This window comes from Kitasatospora sp. McL0602 (assembly GCF_052076145.1).
In the GTDB taxonomy this organism is placed as follows: domain Bacteria; phylum Actinomycetota; class Actinomycetes; order Streptomycetales; family Streptomycetaceae; genus Kitasatospora.
On record NZ_CP197246.1, the window covers coordinates 7,083,608 to 7,103,888 of the forward strand.

Sequence of the window (20,281 nt, forward strand, 5' to 3'; positions counted from 1 at the left end):
CGCCTCTGCCGCCTCCGCCGCCTCCGTTACTCGAACGCCGCCGCAGCCTCGCGCAGCGCCTGCACGACCGTCTCGGGGTCGTACGGCGCGGGCTCACCGGGGACGTACGTCACCGCGTGCAGCGTGCCGGTGTAGCGGAAGCTGCGGTGGCGCTCGAAGAGCGGCCAGGAGACCGGCGACTTGCGGTCGATGCCGACGCTGATGCCCTGGAACGGTGCCATGCCGATGAGTTGGTGGACGGGCCCGAGGCGGCCGGTCTCGGCGCCGTCGACGAGGAGCCGGAACTCCCACTTGAGGTCGGCGACGGCGGTGGCCTCCACGGTCACCGTCCGGGCACCGGGAGCGAGCGGGCCGCCGTCCGCCTCGTACAGCTTGCCGTACTCGTTGTAGACGAAGCGGAGCCTGCCCTCCTCGACGTAGAGGCTGTAGCCGCCGCCCTGGTCGCCGTGCGAGACCAGCACGCCCTGGTCGGCTGCGCCGTGCTCGGCCAGTTCGGCGACGATGTCGAAGGAGCGGAAGGAGATCAGCCGGGAGGAGCGGTAGCGCTCCAGCTCGGGGGTGCCGGCCAGCAGCGTCACGGGGCGGCGCAGCCGGGCGTCCTCGGGGTGGCGCAGCGCGAGCGCGCCGCTGCCGTCGGCCAGCGGGAAGACGCCGTTGCGCCAGGCGGCGTTCTCCCACGCCTCCGACAACTCCTTGACCAGGGCCGGGTGTTGCGCTGACACGTCGTCGATCTCGGTGGGGTCGGCGCTCAGGTCGTACAGCGCCCACTCGCCGTCGTCGTAGGGCGAGCCGGGGCGGTGCAGCGTGACGAGCTTCCAGCCGTCCCGGTAGCAGCTGCGGTTTCCGGTCATCTCGCAGTACTGCTCGGGGTGCGTGCTGTCGCTGCCCGGGTCGCGCAGCACGTCGGCGAAGCCGATGCCGTCGGGCTCCTGGACGGGCTTCCCGTGGCGGGTCTCCGGCCTTTCCAGGCTTGCGAGTTCGAGCAGGGTGGGCAGGATGTCGGTGACGTACTGGTACTGCGGGCGCACTCCGGTGTCGCCCTCGGCGCGGGGCAGCCCGGCCGGCCAGGAGAGCACGAACGGGACGCGGACGCCGCCCGCGTAGGTCTGGCCCTTGTAGAACCGGAAGGGCGTGTTGGAGGCCATGCCCCAGCCGCGCGGGTAGTGCACCAGGCTCTGCGGGCCGCCGATCAGTTCGATCTCCCGGGCCACGTCCGGGTCCCAGTCGGCGGGCAGGCCCGGGTGGTGGACGAAGCGGCTGAAGTAGCTGCGGGTGCCCTCGGGGCCGCCCTCGCCGGTGCCGCCGTTGTCGGAGGTGAAGACGATGATGGTGTTGTCGAGTTCGCCGAGCGCGGCGAGAGTGTCGGTGAGTCGGCCGAGATTCTGGTCGACGTTGTCGACCATCGCGGCGTAGACCTCCATGTAGCGGGCGTAGAGCCGCTGTTGGCCCTCGGTGAGGGTCTCCCACGGCTCGACGTCGTACCCGGCCTCGGAGTTGCGCTCCGGCAGCCGGGTGCCCTCGGGGAAGTGCCCGGCCGCCAGCTGGCGGGCGAAGCGGGTGCGGCGCAGCTCGTCCCATCCCTGGTCGTAGCGACCCCGGTGCCGGGCCAGGTCGGCGGGCTTGGCCTGGAGCGGGCCGTGCACGGCGTTGTGCGCCAGGTAGAGGAAGAAGGGCTTGTCGGCGTCGTGCGCGCGCAGCGACTTGACCATGGCGATCGCCTGGTCGGTGATGTCGTCGGTGTAGTAGTAGTCGTCGGGGAACTCGTCGATCGCCAGCGGGCTGTTGTCGCGCACCAGTTGGTGCGGGTGGAAGAGGCTGGTCAGCCCCTCCAGTACGCCGTAGTACTGGTCGAAGCCCTTCTGCAGCGGCCAGTTGACGCGGTTGTCGGCCGGGTTGGAGGCCGAGTCGCGGGTCAGGTGCCACTTGCCGACGGCGTACGTGGCGTAGCCGTTGTCGTGCAGCAGCTCGGCGAGGGTCGGGATGTCGCCCGCGACCTCCATGCCGTAGCCGGGGAAGCCGGGGTCGGCGTTGGCGACGAAGGAGTACCCGACGCGGTGCGGGTTGAGCCCGGTCAGCAGTGCGGCGCGGGCGGGTGAGCAGAGCGGCATGGTGTGGTAGTTGGCGAGCCGGACGCCGTTCGCCGCGAGGCGGTCGAGGGTCGGGGTGGGGATCTCGGAGCCGAACGGCCCGATGTCGCTGTAGCCCATGTCGTCGATCAGCACGACGACGATGTTGGGCGCGCCCTCGCGTGGGCGCTGCCGGGCGGGCCAGGCGGCGGTGGACTCGCGGAAGGTGCGGCCGACGGTGCCGGCGAAGCCCTCGTACGGGTCACGGCGGGTGGTCATACGGTGCTCCGGAGGGTGAGGTGCGGTACGGCGGCGAGGAGTTCGGCCGTGTAGGGGTGCCGGGGGTCGGTGACCAGCTGGTCGGCGGGCCCGGTCTCGACGATCCGGCCCTGGTGCATGACGGCGATCCGGTGGCTCACCTGCCGCACGACGGCGAGGTCGTGGGCGATGAAGAGGATCGCCAGGCCGAGTTCGCGCTGGAGCCCGGCGAGCAGTTCGACGATCTGGGCCTGCACCGAGACGTCCAGTGCGGAGACCGGCTCGTCGCAGATCAGCACGCTCGGCTCGGGCGCCAGTGCCCGTGCGATGCCGATGCGCTGGCGCTGCCCGCCGGAGAACTCGCGTGGGGTGCGGGTGGCCGCCTCCGGCTCCAGCCCGACCTGCCGGAGCAGCCGGGCGGTCCGGGCCTCCCGGTCGTCCAGACCGTGGGCGATCATCGGCTCCGCGAGGATCCGGCCGACGGTCATCCGGGGGTTGAGGGAGGAGTACGGGTCCTGGAAGACCATCTGGATCTCCCGGCGGGCGTCGGCGCCGTGGAAGCGGACGCTGCCGCCGGTGGGCGGGTGCACCCGGGCCAACGTCCTGGCGAGGGTGGACTTGCCGGAGCCGGATTCGCCGACCAGGCCCAGTGTCTCGCCGGGGTGCAGCACCAGGTCGACGCCGTGCAGCGCGGTGACCTGGCGGCGGCGCGGGCCGTAGGTCTTGCGCAGGCCGGTGACGGTGAGCACCGGCTCGGGGCCGGGGGTGCTGTTGGCGGCGGCCCGCGAGGGCTCGGAGAGCAGCGGCACCGCCGCCAACAGGGCACGGGTGTAGGGGTGTTCGGGTGTGGAGAGGATGTCCTCGGTGCGTCCCTGCTCGACCACCTCGCCGCCGCGCATCACCAGCAGGCGGGCGCAGGTGCGGGAGATCACCCCGAGGTCGTGGCTGATCAGCACCAGGGCGGTGCCGGTCTGCCGGTTGATCCGGCTGAGCAGGGTGAGGATCTGCTGCTGGACGGTCGGATCGAGCGCGGTGGTCGGCTCGTCGGCCACCAGTACCTCGGGGTCGGCGGAGAGGGCGAGCGCGATCATGATGCGCTGACGCTGGCCGCCGGAGAACTGGTGCGGGTGGTCGCGCAGCCGGGCGGCGGCGTCCGGGATGCCGACCAGGTCGAGCAACTCGACGGCCCGCAGGCGGCGTTCGGCCTTGCTTCGGCTGCCGTGCGCCCGCAGCGCCTCGTCCAGGTGGGTGCCGACGGTCAGCACCGGGTTGAGCGAGGACATCGGGTCCTGGAAGATCATCGCGATCCGCCGCCCCCGGACGGCCCGCAGGGCGGACTCGGGCAGGGCGGCGAGATCCTGGCCGTCCAGCAGTACCGAGCCCCCGGTGATCCGGCCCCCGGCGGGCAGCATCCGCAGCAGGGCGAGTGCGGTGGTGGACTTGCCGGAGCCGGATTCGCCGACCACGCCGAGCGTCTCCCCGGCGGCGAGTTCGAAGCTCACTCCGGCGACGGCCGTGCGGCTCCCGAACTGCACGGTGAGATCCCGGACTTCGAGGACGGTCTGTGCAGCTTCGGCGGCGTTCGCGGTGGCGCTCATCGGCGGATCCCCCGGTTCAGTGCCTCGGCGATCAGCGAGAAGCCGAGCACCAGCGCGGTGACGGCGACCAGCGGAGCGGCCGCGAAGGTGGGGTGGGTGGCGAGGTAGGCCATCGACTGGCTGAGAATGCCGCCGAGCGAGGGCTCCGGCGGCCGCACGCCCACGCCGAGGAAGCTCATCGCGCCCTCGATGAAGACGGCGAGCGAGAGCGCGATCGCACTCTGCACGATCAGCGGGTCGACGGCGTTGGGCAGGACGTGCCGCAGCAGCACCCGCAGCCGGGAGGCCCCGCCGACCCGGGCGGCGACGGCGTACTCGCGCTCGCGCTGGACGAGGATGCCGGCGCGCAACTGCCGCCCGAAGCCGGGGACCTCGGCCAGCGCGATGACGATGACCACCGGCCACCGGCCCGGCCCGAGCACGGCGGTGACGGCGAGCGCGAGGATCAGGCCCGGGAAGGCCAGCACCAGGTCGAAGACCCGCTGCACGGCGAGGTCGGCCCAGCGCGAGGAGGCCGCCAGCACGGCCAGCGAGCAGCCCAGCAGGGCGCCCACCGGTACGGCGGTGAGGCTGATCAGCAGGTCGGTGCCGATGCCGTGCAGCACCCGGCTGAGGAGGTCCCGCCCGAGGTCGTCGGTGCCGAACGGGTGCGCGGCGCTCGGGCCGGCCAGTGCCTCGGCGCTCTGCGCCGTCGGGTCGCCGCTGAGCACGGGTGCCAGCAGCCCGGCCAGCGCCACGAGGGTGACCAGGGCCAGCCCGGTCAGGCCGCGCGGGGTGAGCAGGCCGGTGAGGTAGGGGTTGCGGGGGCGGGCGGGCGCGGTGCCCGGTCGGGCCGTTGCGGTGACGGTCACAGGGGTCACTCCCACCTGATCCGGGGGTCCAGCCATGCGTACACCAGGTCGGTGAGCAGCTGGACGGCGACGTGGACGGTGACGAGCAGCAGGAGGAGGTCCTGCACCACGGGGTAGTCGCGGCGGACGACGCCCTGCTCGGCGAGCTGGCCGAGGCCCGGCCAGGCGAAGATGGCCTCCACCAGGACGGCCCCGCCGAGGAGCTGGCCGGTCTGGAGGCCAAGCACGGTGATCGCCGAGGGCAGCGCGTTGGGCAGGGCGTGCCGCCAGGTGATCCGGCGGCGTGAGACGCCCAGCGCGGTCGCGGTGCGGACGTAGTCCTCGCTCAGCGCTCGGGCGAGGCTGTCCTCCAGGTAGCGGGCCAGGACGGCGGCGCTGGGGAGGGCGAGGCAGACGGCGGGCAGCAGCAGGTACTGCACGCCTATGTCGGGCTGGTCGAGGATCGACTCGTGGCCGCCGGAGGGCAGTAGCCGGAGGGTGACGGCGAAGACCAGCACCAGGAGCACCCCGGTCACGAACGGCGGCACGGCGAGCACCGTCGTGGTGAGCGCCCGGACGGCCGCCGCCACCGGCCCGCGCCGGGCGGTCGCGCCGAGCACGCCGAGTGGCAGGGCGAGCACGACGACCAGCAGCAGGGCGCCGAGGGTGAGTTCGAGGGTGTTGCCGAGGCCGTTGCCGATCAGGTCGGAGACCTGGCCGCCGATGGCGTAGCTGGCGCCGAGGTGGCCGCCGAGGAGATCGCCCAGCCAGTGCAGGTACTGGGTGAGCACCGGCTGGTCCAGGCCGAGCGTGGCCCGGAGCGCGGCGACGGCGCCTGGCCCGGCGTCCGGCCCGGCCAGGCTGGTGGCAGGGTCGCCGGGGATCAGCCGGAGGATCAGGAAGATCAGGAAGGACGCCAGCACCAGCACCAGCAGTGCGGACGGGAGTCGTCTCGTCAGGAAGGTCCGCATGGTGTCAGGCCGTCAGGTAGGCGTCGTCGAGATTCAGGTAGTTGAACTTGTTGAGGGTCGCGCCGCGCACCTTGGCCGCCGCGACCTCGACCTCCCCGGCGATGGCGAGGTCGATCACGAACTCCTCGTCCAGCAGCACGTCGGTGATCTGCTGGTAGAGCACCTTGGCCTCGGCGCTGTCGCTGTCCGGTCGCTGCCAGGCCTGCTGGACGATCTGCGTGTAGGCGGGGGAGGTGAAGCGCGAGCTGTTCTTCGCCTCGTTGAACGGGTAGGCGCTCACCGCCAGGGTGGCGGGGTGGAGTTGGGCGAAGCCGTGGCTGAGCGTCCACAGCGCCGGCATGGACTGGGCGATGAGCTGCTTCTGCATGGTCGGCGAGTCGGTCGGCTGCAGCACGGTCTCGATGCCGACCTGCTTGAGGTCGTACTGGAGGATCTGGGCGACGGCGGTGTTGCCCGGGTCGGAGGAGTGCGCGAACGGCAGGGTGAGCCTGTCCACCCCGGCCTGCTTGAGCAACTCCCGTGCCTTGTCGGGGTTGTGGGTGTAGTGCGCGGCGTTCGCGTCGGAGTAGGCGGGGGAGGACTTCGGCCAGGGCGCGGAGGTCGGCAGGCCGTAGCCGCCGAGGGCCTGCTGCACCAGCCGGTCACGGTCGACGGCCCAGGCGATCGCCTGCCGGACGCGCTTGTCGCCCACGTGCTCGGCGGTGACGTTGACGCCGATGTAGTAGGCGCCCGCGCCGGTGTCGTACGGCGTGATCCGGTACTGCGGGTCGGCCTTGAGCGCGGCCACGTCCTTGCCCTGGACGCCGTAGGAGAGTTGGCTCTGCCCGGTCTTCAGGGAGGAGAGCAGGGCGTCGGCCTGGGAGATGATGCGGATCTCCACGCCGTCCAGGTAAGGGCGGCCGGGGGCCCAGTACTTGTCGTTGCGGCCGAGGCTGATCGAGGAGCCGGGGTTGCGCCGGGTGAAGGTGAACGGGCCGGTGCCGATCAGCTGCCGGCCCGCCAGTGCGTCCTCGACGGTGGCCGGGTCGGCGATGATCATGAACTCGAAGAGGTCGAAGAGATTGCTCACCGGGTGGGCGAGGACGAGCGTCAGCTCGTGGTCGCCGTTCTTCCGGAAGTCGGTGACGGTGGCCGCCGTCGACCTCAACTGAGAGGACCGGGACGGGTTCTGGAGGTTCCTGACGGCGAAGACGACGTCGTCGGCGGTGAACCTCCGCCCGCTGTGGAAGAGCACGTCCTCGCGGAGCTTGAAGGTGATGCTCTTCCCGTCCGGCCCGAGCTGCCAGGAGGTGGCCAGCTCGGGCTGCGGCTTCAGCTGGTCGTCGTACCGGGTCAGGGTGTTGAAGACCAGCCGCTGCACCAGCGTGTTGGCGCTCTGCGCGAAGAGCAGGCTCGGGGTGAAGTCGATCCCGGCCGCCACGGTCAGTGTCCCGCCCCGGCGCGGGGTGGCCGCCCCGGCGGCGGAGGCCGTCGTGTCGGCGGCCGAACGGCAGGCCGCGAGCGTCAGCAGACCGGCTCCGGCGAGACCGGCGCGAAGCAGGGAGCGACGGGAGACGCCAGCGGAGATGGGTGAGTTGAACGCAGTCATGGCTTGCCTTTTCGAGGAGTGCTGAGATCTTGAGAGGGGCGCGCGGGCGGGTCAGCGGGCGGCGACGGCGAGCTGCTCGGCGGGCACCAGGCCCGGCACGGCCGGGGGCTCGGCCGGCTCCAGCAGGCGGCTGGGCTCGCCGTCGACGCCGACCGGCAGGTCGCCGTCCAGGGTGATCCGCCGCACCAGGCGCGGCTCGTCGCCGTAGTCGTTCACCGCGTAGTGCTGGGTGGCGCGGTTGTCCCAGATCGCCACGTCGCCGACCTGCCAGTCCCAGCGGACGGTGTTCTCCAGCCGCTCGACGTACCGCTGGAAGAGCTCGATCAGCGCCCGGCTGTCAGCACCCGACACGCCTACGATGCGCTGCGCGAACGCGCCGAGCAGCAGGTTCTTCTCACCCGTCGCCGGGTGCACCCGCACCACCGGGTGCTCGGTCTTGAACGCGGTGGAGACGAAGACCTGCCGGAACAGCTCGGCGACCTCCTTGTTGTCCGCCAGCTCCGGACGCAGCGCCAGGCTCGCCGCGTAGTCGTAGTCGTTGGTGTGCACCGCCCGCAGCTGCTCGGCGAGCACCTTCAGCGGCTCGGGCAGATCCTGGTACGCCGCAGCGGTGTTGGCCCACACCGTACTGCCGCCCGCCGGGGGCACCTCCAGCGCCCGGAGGATGGAGGCCTTCGGGTACGAGGGCACGAACGTCACGTCGGTGTGCCAGTTGTTGGCGCGGACGCCCTTGGTGGCGTCCAGCTCGAAGACGTACCGGCCGTCCGCGCTCGGCACGGTCGGGTGGCCGACCGGGTGGCCCAGCAGTTGGGCGAACGCCTCGTGCCCTGCGTCGTCCAGGTGCTGCTGGCCACGGAAGAAGAGCACCTTGTGCCGGTGCAGCGCCGACTCGATCGCCGTGACGGCCGCGGTGGGCAACTCGCCACTGAGCCGGACGTCGTGGACGACCGCGCCGATCCGCCCGGCGGCCGGGGTGGTGCGGAGCTGAGTGGGGACAGCAGACATGAGGGGACCTCAGATTCTGGGGATCGGGTTTCGCGGGCGGCGCGGACGGGTCTGCCGAAGGGCCGCCGAAGCGGGGCTCAAGCGCGGCCGGGCACCGTGCGGTCGTGCGTGTGTGGTGCGGTCGGTGCGGGGTGAGGCGGGTGGTGCGGACGCGGCAGAGCGCGCGTCAGCAGCCGCGACAGCGGCAGCGGGGGCGACAGCCAGGGAGGTGGACAGAGCGCATGGCGGTCGACATCCCTTCTTCCGGTCGCCGTCGGGTACTCGATCATCGTGGGGACTCCCACCTCCCGCTGTCAATCGCCATCTCGCCTGGTGGGAGCGGGTGTTGCGCGAATGTGTCGGCGTGTGTCGGCCGACGGCGGCCCGACTGACTTGCGGAACTGCTGTGGGCGCCCGGAGCGTAGCTCTCCCAGGGGGGTCTCCTCCGCCCTCGGCGCGGGTGCCCCGGCGGCCGTCGGCGTCGACCCGGCGGGCGGCTACGGCTCCGCCCTGCTGCTGCCCCGGCAGAGCACCGCCGACGTGAGCGCCGTCCGCCCCTTCACCGCCGCGACCGGGGACCTGCGGGTCGACGCCCGGCTCCGGGCCGGGCAGACCACCGCGCCGCTCGGGCTGCACTTGCTCGACGCCTCGGGCACCGCGGTGGCCCAGTTCAGCCTGGCGGCCGACGGCTACGCCGCGTACAGCGACAACGGCAGTTGGACGGACAGCGCGTTCGCCTACCCGGCCGGGGTCTGGCTGCGCGTCTCGCTGGTGCTGCACCCCTCCACCGGCACCTACGATGTGTCGGTGGACGACGTACCGCAGGGCAGCGGGCGGCTCACCGCCGGAGCGGGCGCGGCGACCCAGCTCAGGCTGCTCGCCCGCAGCGGCGCCACCCCCGCCGACTTCGCCGCCGACGACGTCCTGGTCCAGTCACTCAGCTGAAGGAGTCACTCTTGCGCGCGGAACCCGTCACCGACACCCGCCTGACTCTCGGGGAAGGCGTCAGTTGGGACGCCGCCGCCCAGCGCCTCCACTGGATCGGCATCCCCGACCGCCGGGTCGAGTGGCTGGACCCGGCGACCGGCCGCTCCGGCTCCTGCCAACTCGACACCATGCCGGGCACCTTGGCGCCCCACCGGGACGGTCAGGTGGTGCTCGCCACCCAGCGCGGCTTCGAACTCCTCGACACCGCACGGGAGACCACCACCCTGATCGCCCCGGTGGAGGCCGACCGGCCGGACCGGCGGATGAACGACGGCAAGTGCGACCCGTACGGCCGCCTGGTGGCCGGCACCATGCAGCTCACCGAACCCCGGCAGCCCGGCCCGCTCCACCGGCTCGAAGCCGACGGCACCGTGCACCCCGTGCTCGACGGCCTCAGCATCCCCAACGGCCTCGCCTGGCCCGAGCCGGACCGCCTCTGGCACATCGACACCCCGACCCGCCGCGTCGACCTCTACGAGTACCCCGAACACGGCCCGGTCGGCCGCCGGATCCGCTCCCTCGACGTCTCGGGCCTTCCGGGCGTCCCCGACGGCATGACCCTCGACGACGACGGCAACCTCTGGATCGCCTTCTGGGACGGCGCCGCCGTGCACTGCCTCTCCCCGGCAGGCGTCCGCCTGGCCACCCTCGACCTTCCGGTGCCCCGCGTCACCAGCTGCACCTTCGGCGGCCCCGACCTGACGACCCTGTACGTCACCACCGCGACGTCAGCCGACGCCCCCGCCTCCGGCCGGCTGTTCCGCGCCGACGGTGTCGGCACCGGCCGGTCCGCCGCACAGCCCTGGCTCGGCCTGGACGGATCTGCGGCCGACCGGGCGTAGCGGAACTGCCACACGCGTGCAACACCCGTCCATTGACCGGCCCGACGGGCCTTGCGACCATCGGCGCATGACCTCAGCGACCCCAGCGGTCTGTCCTCGCCACCGGTAGCCCCTCCCCGGGCTGCCGGTGCGCCGCTGCCCCTGACCAGCTCAGGCCCTTGGTCGGGCCGCTCCCAGCGAGGACCGCCGATGCCGCTCGCGTTGGTCGCCACACCGGTACCACCACCCGCCCCCGAGAAGCCCGACGGCGCCGCAGCCGTGCTGCGGGCCGCGCTGCACCGGGGCCCGCTCGGCCGGGGAAGCATCAGCCGGGAGACCGGGCTCAGCCCGGCCGCCGTCTCCCGCCACACCACCGAGCTGCTGGCCCTCGGCCTGGTGCACGAGCCCCCTGGGCCGAAGGCCGGGGCGGGGCCCGGCCGCCCGAGCATCCCTCTGGACATCGACACCCGGTACCACCTGGCCGCCGGGGTCCACATCGCCGTACCGAGGCTCACGTTCTCGCTCACCGACCTGCGCGGCCGGGTGGTCGCCCAGGAGCAGCTGCCCAGACGGCAGCCGCAGCGCGACGCGTACCGGGACGTCGCGGAGATCGCCGACCGGCTGCCGGGCTTCCTGCGCCGGCACGCCCAGGGCCGTTCGGTGCTCGGCCTCGGCGCGGTGACCGGCGGCTGGGTCGACCCGGTGCTCGGGACGGTGGTGGAGAACAGCGCCCTCGGCTGGGCCGACGTGCCGCTCCGGCAGGTGCTCCAGGAGACCACCCGGTTGCCCGTGCACGTCGAGAGCCACGCGCGGGCCCTGGCGCGGGCGGAGGTGCTGTTCGGCGCCGGCCGCAGCGGAGACCTCGTCCATCTCGTCGTGGGCAACGTGGTGGACGCGGCGATCGTCGCCGGTGGCACGCTGCTGCGCGGACGGCGCAGCGGCGCCGGGGGCATCGCCCACCTGCCCGTGCCGTCCTCCACGCTGCGCTGCCCCTGCGGCGGCACCGGCTGCCTGGAGGCGACCGTCTCCGACCGGGCCTTCGCCGAGCGCGCCGCCGCCGAGGGGATCACCCCGCGCCCGGAGCTCGGGCTGCTGCTCGCCGCCGCGCGCAGCGGCGACCCCGCCGCGTTGGAGCTGTGCCGCACCCGGCTGCGGCTGGTCGCGCACGCCGTGGCCCTGCTGCTGGACATGATGAGCCCTCATGTCCTGGTGGTGACCGAGGCCGTCACCCTGCACCTGCCCGAGCTGTTCCCCGTCCTGCGCGACGAGGTCGCCCGGCACACCCGGCGGGAGCCCGGGGGCCTGGTGCGGCCGAGCTCGTTCGGCCGGGAGGCGCTGGCTGTCGCCGCCGGGGCTCCCGTGCTCGGCGCGGTGCACCAGGACCCGCTCTCGCTGCGCACGGTCGGCGCGCTTCGGTGAGGGTGTTCCAGGTGAGGGGCATTTCTTCCATACCGTCACAAACCATTGCCCGCCGGGGTCGTACTCGGCAGACTCCAGTCATGGACGCACAGCGCAGGGCCACGATCCGAGGAGCCGCCGGTCGGCACCTCGTGAACGCCTTCCGCGTGCACCACTTCGCGGGCCTGCGCTGTTCGGCCGCCCGCCGCAGCCGCTGACGTCGTCGCTGCTGCCTGTCCTGCCTTCCGCGCCCCCTGCCTGCCGTCGCCCCTTCCCGGGCGGACCGAGCCCGCAGCCCCGGCGCGTCGCCACGCCCTGCCACCCCCCGTACCCGAGGAATCCCATGAGACCGAGCAGGCCCCGTCCGATCGCCCTCCTCGCCCTGGCGGCGCTGCTGCCGCTGGCCACCGCCTGCGGGGCCACCGCCAAGGCCGACACCCCTGGCGCCGCCCGGCCCGTCACCCTGCACGTCGGTGACCAGGGCAAGTACCTCCAGACGCTGTTGCAGACCTCCGGCCAGCTGGAGGGGCTCGGCTACCAGGTGGTCTTCGACCAGTTCAACAGCGGGCCGCTGGTCAACCAGGCGTTCGCCGCCGAGGCGGTCGACTTCGGGGTGATGGGCGACACCCCCGCGATCTTCGCCGCCGCCGCGAACATCCCGGTCGATGTGGTCGCCGCCAGCCACACCGTCGGGCCGGGTTACACCCTGGTGGTGCGGGCCGGCTCCGGCGTGCACAGCTTGGCCGATCTCAAGGGGCGCAAGATCGGCTACTCCAAGGGCACCGCGAACCAGGGCTTCCTGATCCAGGCACTGGCGACGGTGAACCTCCGGCAGCAGGACGTGACACCGGTCGACGTGCCGTTGCAGAACATCGGCCAGGTGCTGGAATCCGGCACCGTGGACGCCGCCACGGCCTCCGCCCAGGATCTGGTCACCTACACCGGGGCGCACCCCGGCGCCGGGCAGCTCATCAACGGCCAGCAGGTGTCCTCGGGTTACAGCTTCCTGCTGGCGACCCGGAAGGCGCTCGGCGACCCGGCGCGGCGCAGCGCGCTGCTGGATCTGGTCGGCCGGGTCGTCAAGGCGAACAGCTGGAACCGGGCCCACCCCGACGCCTGGATCGACGCCTACTACGTCAAGGTCAACAAGCAGCGCCCCGAGGTCGGCAAGCTGATCTGGCAGGCCGCCGGGGAGACCTCGTACGCGCCGCTGGACGACCGGATCGTCGCGGCGCAGCAGCGGCAGGCCGACCTCTTCCTCGGCAACGGCCAACTCCCGGGCCGGGCCGACGTGTCGGGCGAGTTCCCGGCCGACGTGCGGGCGGCGTTCAGCGCCGTCGTCGCCGCCAACCAGAGCTGAACCCCCTCCAGTTCGCACCGCCACCCCTCGAAAGGACCCACTCATGAGCCCGACCGGCCCCGCCCTCACGATCCGCCCCGTCGCCGGGTACATCGGCGCCGACATCGACGGTGTCGACCTGGCCGCGCCGCTGCCTGCCGACACCGTCCGGCAGATCCGGGAGGCCCTGCACCGCTACAAGGTGGTCTTCTTCCGAGGACAGACCCTCGACCACACGACGCAGATCGCCTTCGCCCGCCAGTTCGGTGAGTTGACGTACGCGCACCCGCACGACGACACCCCGCCGGAGGACCACCCGGAGATCTTCACCATCGACCCGCGCCGCTTCGAGGAGCGGTACGGCGCGGGCTTCCTCGACGAGTACCGCAAGCGCCAGTACAGCTACTTCGACGGCTGGCACACCGACGTCACCGCCGCCGTGAACCCGCCCGCCGGGTCGATCCTGCGGGCCGAGACCGCGCCGGAGATCGGCGGCGACACCCAGTGGACCAACCTGGTCGCCGCGTACGAGGGCCTGTCCGCTCCGCTCCGGGCGTTCGTGGACACGCTGCGGGCCGAGCACCGCTACGGCGGCAGCCGACCCGTCGAGGCGGGCACCGACTACGCCAAGCGCGTCAACGACAACCTCCTGGTCGCGGTCCACCCGGTGGTCCGGGTGCACCCCGTGACGGGGGAGCGCGCACTGTTCGTCAACCCGGGTTTCACCAGCCACCTGGTGGGCCTGTCGGCGAGCGAGAGCCGGCGGCTGCTCGACCTGCTCCACGCCGAGATCACCCGGCCCGAGTACACCGTCCGCTTCCGCTGGGAGGCCGGGCACGTCGCCTTCTGGGACAACCGCGCCACCGCCCACCTCGCCCCGCGCGACCTGGACCACCTCGACGTCGAGCGCCGACTGCACCGCGTCACCCTGATCGGCGACATCCCGGTCGGCACCGACGGGCAGCAGTCCGAACTGATCGCCGGGCGCCCGTTCACGTCCGAGCACCGGGTGTCCGTGGCGTCCTGACGCTCCGTCCCGTCCGTCCCAGTCTGTCCAACCCCGGTGGCCCGCCCGATCGCGGCGGGCCGCCGCCCCCTGGAAGGAGCCCGGCATGGCGAGCACCGTCACCGTCGCCGCCGTCACCGTCGACCAGCCACCGCCCGAAGCCGTACGGGCCCCCGCCGACCCGCCACCCCTCGTGCTGGTGGACGCGGCCGGGCTGAGCCGCCCGCGCCGGGTGCGAGTGGCGCTCCCGCGACCGCTCCGGCGGCTGGCCGGGCCCGCACTGCTCGTCCTGCTCTGGCAGCTGCTCGGCAGCCTCGGCGCCGTCAACCCCCGGGTGCTGGCCACCCCCGGCCAGGTGCTCTCGGCGGCTCTGGAGCTGGGCCGCAACGGTGAGTTGGCGAGCAACCTGCTGGCCTCGCTGCAGCGGGTCGTCGAGGGCCTGGCGATCGGCGTCAGCCTGGGCGTCGTGCTGGCCGTGCTTGCCGGGCTGTTCCGGCTCGCCGAGGAACTGCTCGACTCCACCCTGCAGATCCTCCGGGCGCTGCCCGCGCTCGGCCTGCTGCCCCTGGTGATCATCTGGTTCGGCGTCGGCGAGGAGCCGAAGATCGCCCTGGTCGTCTTCGCCACGGTCTTCCCGGTCTACGTCAACACCTATGCCGGCATCCGGGGGGTCGAACACCGCCTGGTGGAGTCGGCCCGGGTGCTCGGCCTGGGCCGGGCCGGTCTGATCCGGCACGTCGTCCTGCCCGGCGCGGTGCCCGGCTTCCTGGTCGGCCTCCGGTTCGCACTGACCAGCGCCTGGTTGGTGATGATCATCGCCGAGCAGCTCAACGCCACCAGCGGCATCGGCTACCTGATGAACCAGGCCCAGGCCTGGTACCGCACCGACATCATCGTGCTCGGCCTGCTCGTCTACGGGCTGCTCGGCCTCGCCGCCGACGCCCTGGTCCGCCTGCTCGAACGCCGCCTGCTGGTCTGGCGGCGCGGCTTCGACGGCGCCTGAGACCTGCCGTGCCCGAAGGAGGGAACCCGTCATGACCGCTACCGCTACCGCTGCCGTCGCTGCGCCCGACACCGCCGTCCTGGCCGTCGACCTGCACCGCACCTTCGAAGGCCGCGAGGTGCTCGCCGGAGTCGATCTACGGCTCCGCCAAGGGGAGTTCCTCGCCCTGCTGGGCCGCAGCGGCTCCGGGAAGAGCACCCTGCTGCGCGCCATGGCCGGGCTCGACCCGGACTTCCGAGGACAGCTGCTGGTGCCCGGCCGCCGCTCGGTGGTCTTCCAGGACCCTCGGCTCCAACCGTGGAAGCGCGTCCTGGACAACGTCGTCCTCGGCCTACCCGGGCCGCGCCCGGCGGCCCGCGCCCGGGGGCTGGCTGCGCTGGCGGAGGTCGGCCTGCGCGCGCACGCCGAGGACTGGCCGGTCACCCTCTCGGGCGGCGAGGCCCAGCGGGTGGCGCTCGCCAGGGCGCTCGTCCGTGAGCCCGAACTCCTGCTGCTGGACGAGCCGTTCGGCGCCCTGGATGCACTCACCCGGATCAGGATGCACGCCCTGCTGCGTGAGCTCTGCCGCCGCCACCGGCCCGCCGTGCTGCTCGTGACCCACGACGTCGACGAGGCGGTCCTGCTCGCCGACCGCGTCGTGGTGCTCACCGACGGGCGGCTCGGCCCCGACCACGAGATCGACCTGCCCGACGCCAGGCCCCGTACCCACCCGGGCTTCACCGCCCTCCGGACTGCCCTGCTGGCCGAGCTCGGTGTGACGGACGACCCGGACGCCACCGAGCAGCCCACACCCACCGAGAGAGCCGACCATGACCGACCTGCTGCCTGATCTCCCCACCTTCCCCGCGCGCCCCGCGCCGGTCTCGGCGGACCGGTTCCGCGAGGTGTTCCGACGGCACCCGGCCGGCGTGGTCGTGATCACGGTGGACGCCGGGCGCGGCCCGGCCGGCTTCACCGCGACCTCGCTCACGTCGCTCTCGCTGGACCCTCCGCTGGTGTCCTTCGCCGTCTCGGCCACCTCGTCCAGCTGGCCGCACGTCCGGGACGCCTCGACGGCGGTGGTCAACTTCCTCGGCGCCGAACACGAGCTGCTGGCCCGGCAGTTCGCGGCTCGGGGGATCGACCGGTTCGCCCCGCCGACCCGCTGGCGGCGGCTCGCCGACGGTGCGCCCGTCCTGGAGGAGGCACCGGCCTGGCTCCGGGTGCGGCTGGAGCAGCGGGTGACGGCCGGTGACCACCGGATCGTCGTCGCCCGGGTCGAGGAGTCCTGGCTCGCCCGGAGCCACCGGCCGCTCGTGCACCACGACGGCCGCTACCACGCCCTCCCGCCCCGGCCCTGACTACCCGCCATCCCTCACGAAGGAGCTGCACATGACCACGGATCGGCGCCAACTGCACCTCAACCTCTTCATCCACGACACCGGTCACCACGAGGCGTCCTGGCGGCTGCCGGAGTCCGACCCGGCGGCCCACATCGACCTCGCCCACCACCAGCGGCTGGCCCGCCGCGCGGAGGAGGCGAAGTTCGACTCGGTGTTCCTCGCGGACAGCCCCTCGCTCTGGGGCGATCCGGGGCGTCGGCCGAGCGGGCGGCTGGAGCCGACCCTGCTGCTCGCCGCGCTGGCCGGGGCCACCAGCAGGATCGGCCTGATCGCCACCGCCTCCACCAGCTACAACGAGCCCTACAACCTTGCGCGCCGGTTCGCCTCGCTTGACCACCTCTCCGGCGGCCGCGCCGGGTGGAACATCGTCACCACGGCCGGGGACGCCGCCGCCCGCAACTTCGGGCTGGCGGGCCAGCCCGCGCACCTGGACCGCTACGAGCGCGCGGCCGAGTTCCTGGAGGTGTCCGCGCTGCTGTGGGACAGCTGGGCGGACGACGCCGTCGTCGGCGACAAGGCCCGGGGCGTTCACGCGGTGGAGGGGCTGGTCCGCCCGATCGACCACGTCGGCCGGTACTTCCGGGTGGAGGGGCCGTTGAACGTGCCGCGCTCGCCGCAGGGGCACCCGCTGCTGGTGCAGGCCGGTTCGAGCGAGAGCGGCCGGAGCTTCGCCGCCCGGTACGCGGAGGCCGTGTTCACGGCGCAGCCCACGCTGGCCGAAGGACAGGCGTTCTACACCGACCTCAAGCGGCGCGCGGCCGCGCTCGGGCGCGACCCCGACGGGCTGAAGATCCTCCCCGGGATCGTCCCGGTGATCGGCGAAACAGCCGCCGAGGCACGCGAGTTGGAAGCGGAGCTCGACCGGCTGATCCAGCCCGAGTACGCGCAGCGCCAGCTCGCCGTGCTGCTCGGGGTCGACCCGGAGCGCCTCGCGCTGGACGGCCAGCTGCCCGCCGACCTGCCCGAGGAGGACGAGGTCGAGGGCTCCAAGAGCCGGTACACCCTGGTCGTGGAGCTGGCCCGCCGCGAGAGCTTGACGGTTCGTCAGCTGATCGCCCGGCTCGGCGGCGGGCGCGGCCACCGGACCTTCGCGGGGACGGCGGTGCAGGTGGCCGACACCATCGAGCAGTGGTTCCGGGCCGGAGCGGCGGACGGCTTCAACATCATGCCCGCCGTCCTCCCGTCCGGCTTGGAGACCTTCGCCGACCAGGTCGTCCCGATCCTCCAGGATCGCGGCCTCTTCCGCACCGACTACACCGGCCGCACCCTACGCGAGCACTACGGCCTACCCCGCCCGGCTGCGGTCTCCCGCCTGATCCCGGCTGCTCCGCAACTGATCTGACGGTACGTCAGGTCAGCTGCGGAGCCTCGCCGCCGGAGTCCAGGAAGCGGGCCAGTGGCAGGGTGGCGGCGCCGACCGTGACGGCGTCGGGGCCGAGCAGGCCGAGCTCGATCGAGGTCTGGGCGTAGGGGAAGCGCAGTGCGTGGGCGGCGGCGGACTCGCGGATGGCGGGCAGCAGGTGCGGGCCGAGGAGGAGTCCGGCCCAGCCGCCGATGATGATGCGTTCGGGGTTGAAGAGGTTGACCAGGTCGGCGATGGCGGCGCCGAGGTAGTCGGCGGTCTCGCGGAGCAGCTCGGCGGCGGCCGGGTCGTGGTCGGCGGCGGCGAGCAGGGCAGCGAGTCCGGCCTTCTCGTCCGCGCTGGAGGTGGAGCCGGCCGCCGCCCCGCCCCAGCGCTCGACCAGTGCCTCGGCGCCGACGTAGGCCTCCAGGCAGCCCCGGGCGCCGCAGCGGCAGAGCCGCCCGCCGACGTGCACCTTGGTGTGCCCCCACTCGCCGGCGCTGCTGGTGGCGCCGCGGAAGGGCACGCCGTTGGCGATGACGCAGGCGCCGACGCCGGAGCCGAAGAGCGCGACCACCGCGTGGTCCGCCCCGCGCCCGGCGCCGAACCACATCTCGGCCTGGCCGAGCGTCTTGGCGCCGTTGTCGACGTACAGCGGCAGGTCGGTGCCGGCCCGTAGCAGCCGGCCCAGCGGCACCCCGTCCCAGCCGACGGTCGGGCCGTGCACGACGATGCCGTGGCCGTTGGCGGCCGGGTCGCCCTGCTCGACGATGCCGGGTACGCCCACCCCGACGCCGAGCACGCTCGCGCGGTCCGTCCCGGTCTCGGCGAGCACCTCGGCCAGCCCGGTGAGGATCAGCCGCACGACGTGGTCCACGTCGTGGCCGTGGTCGGAGAGCGGCTGGTCGCGGGCGGCCAGCTCGGTCAGGGTCAGGTCGAAGAGACCGACTCTGACCTGGGTCTCGCCGACGTCGACGCCCACCAGGTACCCGCTGCCGGGGTTCACCTGGAGCAGGATGCGCGGGCGGCCCCCGGCGGAGTCGACCGAACCGGCCTCCTCCACCACGCCGTCGGCGATCAGCTCGCCGATGACGTTGCTGATCGACCCGGCGCTGAGCCCGGTGGCGTGGCCCAGTTGTTGCCTGCTCGTCCGGCCCTCGAAATACAGCCGCCGCAGCAGCGTCGACCTGCTGCTGCGGCGCAGGTCACGGACCGTCTGGACACTTCGCTCCGACATGGGCCTCCCTCGGCTACTTCGGAATCTATCCCGCCGCGAGGTCTTGACGCCAGCTTTTCCCACCAGTTAAATCACGGCCTGAAGTAAGCACTGCGGATGCCGACTTCCCCCCACGTCGATGCTCCAGCACACCCCTGAGAGGGGCCCGGTCATGCGCATCAACCGGATCGCCGCCGCCACGTCACTCATCGCCACCCTGGCCCTCACCGCCACCGCCTGCGGCGGCGGCTCCTCCACCGGCTCCGGAGGCGGCAGCAACACGAGCCCGAGGACGCTGACGTACTGGGCGAGCAACCAGGGCACCAGCCTCGACAACGACCGGCAGGTGCTGGAGCCCGAGTTGAAGAAGTTCGAGCAGCAGACCGGCATCAAGGTCGAACTCGAGGTGGTGCCCTGGTCCGACCTGCTCAACCGCATCCTCGCGGCCACCGCCTCCGGCCAGGGGCCGGACGTGCTCAACATCGGCAACACCTGGTCCGCCTCGCTCCAGGCCACCGGCGCACTGCTGCCGTTCGACTCCGCCGCCTTCGCCAAAATCGGCGGCAAGGAGCGCTTCCTCCCCTCCGCCATCGCCTCGGCCGGCGCCGCCGGGAAGGACCCGGCCGCCGTGCCGCTCTACTCGATGGCGTACGGCCTCTACTACAACAAGAAGCTCTTCCAGCAGGCCGGCCTCGCCAACCCGCCCGCCACCTGGGACGAACTGCTCGCCGACGGCCGCAAGCTCACCACCGGCAGCACGTACGGCATCGCCGTCGAGGGCGGCAACGTCTCCGAGAACGTGCACCACGTCTTCACCCTCGGCAAGCAGCACGGCGCCGACTTCTTCGACGCCGCCGGGAAGCCCACCTTCGAGAGCCCCGGCGCGGTCGCCGCCGTCAAGCAGTACGTCGACCTCATCGCGCAGGACAGGATCGCCGCACCCGGCAACGCCGAGTACGCCAACAACCAGTCCGTCACCGACTTCGCCACCGGCAAGGCCGCGATGCTGATGTGGCAGGCCGCCGGTGCCACCCTGAAGTCGCACGGCATGAGCCAGGACGACTACGGCGTCGCCCCCGTCCCGGTGCCCGCCGGCGCGGCCGGTGACACCGCCACCAGCTCGATGGTCGCGGGCATCAACCTCTCCGTCTTCAGGAACACCAGGAACCTCGACGGCGCGCTGGACTTCGTGAAGTTCATGACCGGCAAGGAGGAGTCGGTCGTTCTCAACAAGGCCTACGGCTCCATCCCGCCGGTCAAGGACGCGCAGAGCGACACGGCGTTCTCCACCCCCGAGCTCAAGATGCTCTCCGGCGTGCTCGGCACCAGCGCCGCCCCGCTCCCGCAGGTCCCGAACGAGAGCCAGTTCGAGACCCTCGTCGGCACCGCCGTGAAGAACCTCTTCGCCGCGGCCGCCGCCGGAAAGCCCGTCACCGACGAGAGCGTCAAGGCCGAACTGGCCAAGGCCCAGCAGCAGATGCCGGCCTCCTGA

General features: G+C 72.8%; 17 protein-coding genes. 10 read left to right on the top strand and 7 right to left on the bottom strand.

The features are described from left to right. Positions 1–26 precede the first annotated feature (26 nt). From ACR68M_RS32030 to ACR68M_RS32055, 6 genes are read right to left on the bottom strand one after another with little or no spacing between them, the layout of a single operon-like run. Positions 27–2,345, bottom strand: coding sequence for a sulfatase-like hydrolase/transferase (locus tag ACR68M_RS32030; protein ID WP_441247643.1), 2,319 nt, complete (start codon positions 2,343–2,345; stop codon positions 27–29). After that, positions 2,342–3,922, bottom strand: a complete 1,581-nt coding sequence (locus ACR68M_RS32035; protein ID WP_441247644.1) for an ABC transporter ATP-binding protein — start codon at positions 3,920–3,922, stop codon at positions 2,342–2,344. The genes ACR68M_RS32030 and ACR68M_RS32035 overlap by 4 nt, the downstream gene beginning before the upstream one ends. Further along, on the bottom strand, positions 3,919–4,809 hold the full coding sequence (locus ACR68M_RS32040) for an ABC transporter permease (RefSeq protein ID WP_441247645.1): 891 nt from the start codon (positions 4,807–4,809) through the stop codon (positions 3,919–3,921). The genes ACR68M_RS32035 and ACR68M_RS32040 overlap by 4 nt, the downstream gene beginning before the upstream one ends. Next, positions 4,779–5,723, bottom strand: coding sequence for an ABC transporter permease (locus ACR68M_RS32045; protein ID WP_441247646.1), 945 nt, complete (start codon positions 5,721–5,723; stop codon positions 4,779–4,781). Before ACR68M_RS32045 ends, ACR68M_RS32040 begins: the two co-directional genes overlap by 31 nt. Before the next feature lie 4 nt (positions 5,724–5,727). After that, a complete protein-coding gene (locus ACR68M_RS32050) occupies positions 5,728–7,311 on the bottom strand; it encodes an ABC transporter substrate-binding protein (protein ID WP_441247647.1) in 1,584 nt (527 codons plus the stop codon). Between the two features lie 51 nt (positions 7,312–7,362). After that, positions 7,363–8,316, bottom strand: coding sequence for a TauD/TfdA dioxygenase family protein (locus tag ACR68M_RS32055; protein WP_441247648.1), 954 nt, complete (start codon positions 8,314–8,316; stop codon positions 7,363–7,365). A gap of 372 nt (positions 8,317–8,688) precedes the next feature. Between ACR68M_RS32055 and ACR68M_RS32060 the strand changes: the two genes are divergently transcribed. The 9 genes from ACR68M_RS32060 to ACR68M_RS32100 all read left to right on the top strand — a co-directional run bounded on the left by ACR68M_RS32060 (position 8,689) and on the right by ACR68M_RS32100 (position 17,573). Next, positions 8,689–9,240: a hypothetical protein gene (locus ACR68M_RS32060; protein WP_441247649.1), complete on the top strand. Its 552-nt coding sequence runs from the start codon at positions 8,689–8,691 to the stop codon at positions 9,238–9,240. 11 nt (positions 9,241–9,251) lie between these two features. Next, positions 9,252–10,124 (top strand): SMP-30/gluconolactonase/LRE family protein, encoded by an 873-nt coding sequence (locus ACR68M_RS32065; RefSeq protein ID WP_441247650.1) that lies wholly within the window; start codon positions 9,252–9,254, stop codon positions 10,122–10,124. A gap of 189 nt (positions 10,125–10,313) precedes the next feature. Next, the gene (locus ACR68M_RS32070; protein ID WP_441247651.1) at positions 10,314–11,522 is read left to right on the top strand and encodes an ROK family protein; all 1,209 of its coding nucleotides are present in this window, start codon (positions 10,314–10,316) and stop codon (positions 11,520–11,522) included. A gap of 322 nt (positions 11,523–11,844) precedes the next feature. After that, a complete protein-coding gene (locus ACR68M_RS32075) occupies positions 11,845–12,861 on the top strand; it encodes an ABC transporter substrate-binding protein (protein WP_441247652.1) in 1,017 nt (338 codons plus the stop codon). Between the two features lie 43 nt (positions 12,862–12,904). Beyond that, entirely contained in the window at positions 12,905–13,867 is a 963-nt protein-coding gene (locus tag ACR68M_RS32080; protein ID WP_441247653.1) for a TauD/TfdA dioxygenase family protein, read from the top strand. A gap of 85 nt (positions 13,868–13,952) precedes the next feature. Then, a complete protein-coding gene (locus tag ACR68M_RS32085) occupies positions 13,953–14,849 on the top strand; it encodes an ABC transporter permease (protein ID WP_441247654.1) in 897 nt (298 codons plus the stop codon). Positions 14,850–14,880: 31 nt separating this feature from the next. After that, complete coding sequence (locus ACR68M_RS32090) at positions 14,881–15,678, top strand: ABC transporter ATP-binding protein (RefSeq protein WP_441247655.1); 798 nt, start codon at positions 14,881–14,883, stop codon at positions 15,676–15,678. Then, positions 15,659–16,189 carry a flavin reductase family protein gene (locus ACR68M_RS32095; RefSeq protein ID WP_441247656.1) on the top strand — a complete coding sequence of 177 codons (531 nt, stop codon included), beginning with the start codon at positions 15,659–15,661 and terminating at the stop codon, positions 16,187–16,189. Before ACR68M_RS32090 ends, ACR68M_RS32095 begins: the two co-directional genes overlap by 20 nt. Before the next feature lie 31 nt (positions 16,190–16,220). Further along, entirely contained in the window at positions 16,221–17,573 is a 1,353-nt protein-coding gene (locus ACR68M_RS32100) for an LLM class flavin-dependent oxidoreductase (RefSeq protein WP_441247657.1), read from the top strand. A 7-nt stretch (positions 17,574–17,580) separates the two neighbouring features. Here ACR68M_RS32100 and ACR68M_RS32105 read toward each other — a convergent pair whose 3' ends face one another. Then, a complete protein-coding gene (locus ACR68M_RS32105) occupies positions 17,581–18,810 on the bottom strand; it encodes an ROK family transcriptional regulator (protein ID WP_441247658.1) in 1,230 nt (409 codons plus the stop codon). 151 nt (positions 18,811–18,961) lie between these two features. Between ACR68M_RS32105 and ACR68M_RS32110 the strand changes: the two genes are divergently transcribed. Next, positions 18,962–20,281 (top strand): ABC transporter substrate-binding protein, encoded by a 1,320-nt coding sequence (locus tag ACR68M_RS32110; RefSeq protein ID WP_441247659.1) that lies wholly within the window; start codon positions 18,962–18,964, stop codon positions 20,279–20,281.

Bases quoted from the DNA above. Each gene is read 5' to 3' on its own strand.
- ACR68M_RS32055 (WP_441247648.1), bottom strand. From the start codon at position 8,316: ATGTCTGCTGTCCCCACTCAGCTCCGCACCACCCCGGCCGCCGGGCGG.
- ACR68M_RS32030 (WP_441247643.1), bottom strand. From the start codon at position 2,345: ATGACCACCCGCCGTGACCCGTACGAGGGCTTCGCCGGCACCGTCGGC.
- ACR68M_RS32035 (WP_441247644.1), bottom strand. From the start codon at position 3,922: ATGAGCGCCACCGCGAACGCCGCCGAAGCTGCACAGACCGTCCTCGAA.
- ACR68M_RS32045 (WP_441247646.1), bottom strand. From the start codon at position 5,723: ATGCGGACCTTCCTGACGAGACGACTCCCGTCCGCACTGCTGGTGCTG.
- ACR68M_RS32070 (WP_441247651.1), top strand. From the start codon at position 10,314: ATGCCGCTCGCGTTGGTCGCCACACCGGTACCACCACCCGCCCCCGAG.
- ACR68M_RS32050 (WP_441247647.1), bottom strand. From the start codon at position 7,311: ATGACTGCGTTCAACTCACCCATCTCCGCTGGCGTCTCCCGTCGCTCC.
- ACR68M_RS32100 (WP_441247657.1), top strand. From the start codon at position 16,221: ATGACCACGGATCGGCGCCAACTGCACCTCAACCTCTTCATCCACGAC.
- ACR68M_RS32110 (WP_441247659.1), top strand. From the start codon at position 18,962: ATGCGCATCAACCGGATCGCCGCCGCCACGTCACTCATCGCCACCCTG.
- ACR68M_RS32040 (WP_441247645.1), bottom strand. From the start codon at position 4,809: ATGGCTGGACCCCCGGATCAGGTGGGAGTGACCCCTGTGACCGTCACC.
- ACR68M_RS32085 (WP_441247654.1), top strand. From the start codon at position 13,953: ATGGCGAGCACCGTCACCGTCGCCGCCGTCACCGTCGACCAGCCACCG.
- ACR68M_RS32090 (WP_441247655.1), top strand. From the start codon at position 14,881: ATGACCGCTACCGCTACCGCTGCCGTCGCTGCGCCCGACACCGCCGTC.
- ACR68M_RS32105 (WP_441247658.1), bottom strand. From the start codon at position 18,810: ATGTCGGAGCGAAGTGTCCAGACGGTCCGTGACCTGCGCCGCAGCAGC.
- ACR68M_RS32075 (WP_441247652.1), top strand. From the start codon at position 11,845: ATGAGACCGAGCAGGCCCCGTCCGATCGCCCTCCTCGCCCTGGCGGCG.
- ACR68M_RS32095 (WP_441247656.1), top strand. From the start codon at position 15,659: ATGACCGACCTGCTGCCTGATCTCCCCACCTTCCCCGCGCGCCCCGCG.
- ACR68M_RS32080 (WP_441247653.1), top strand. From the start codon at position 12,905: ATGAGCCCGACCGGCCCCGCCCTCACGATCCGCCCCGTCGCCGGGTAC.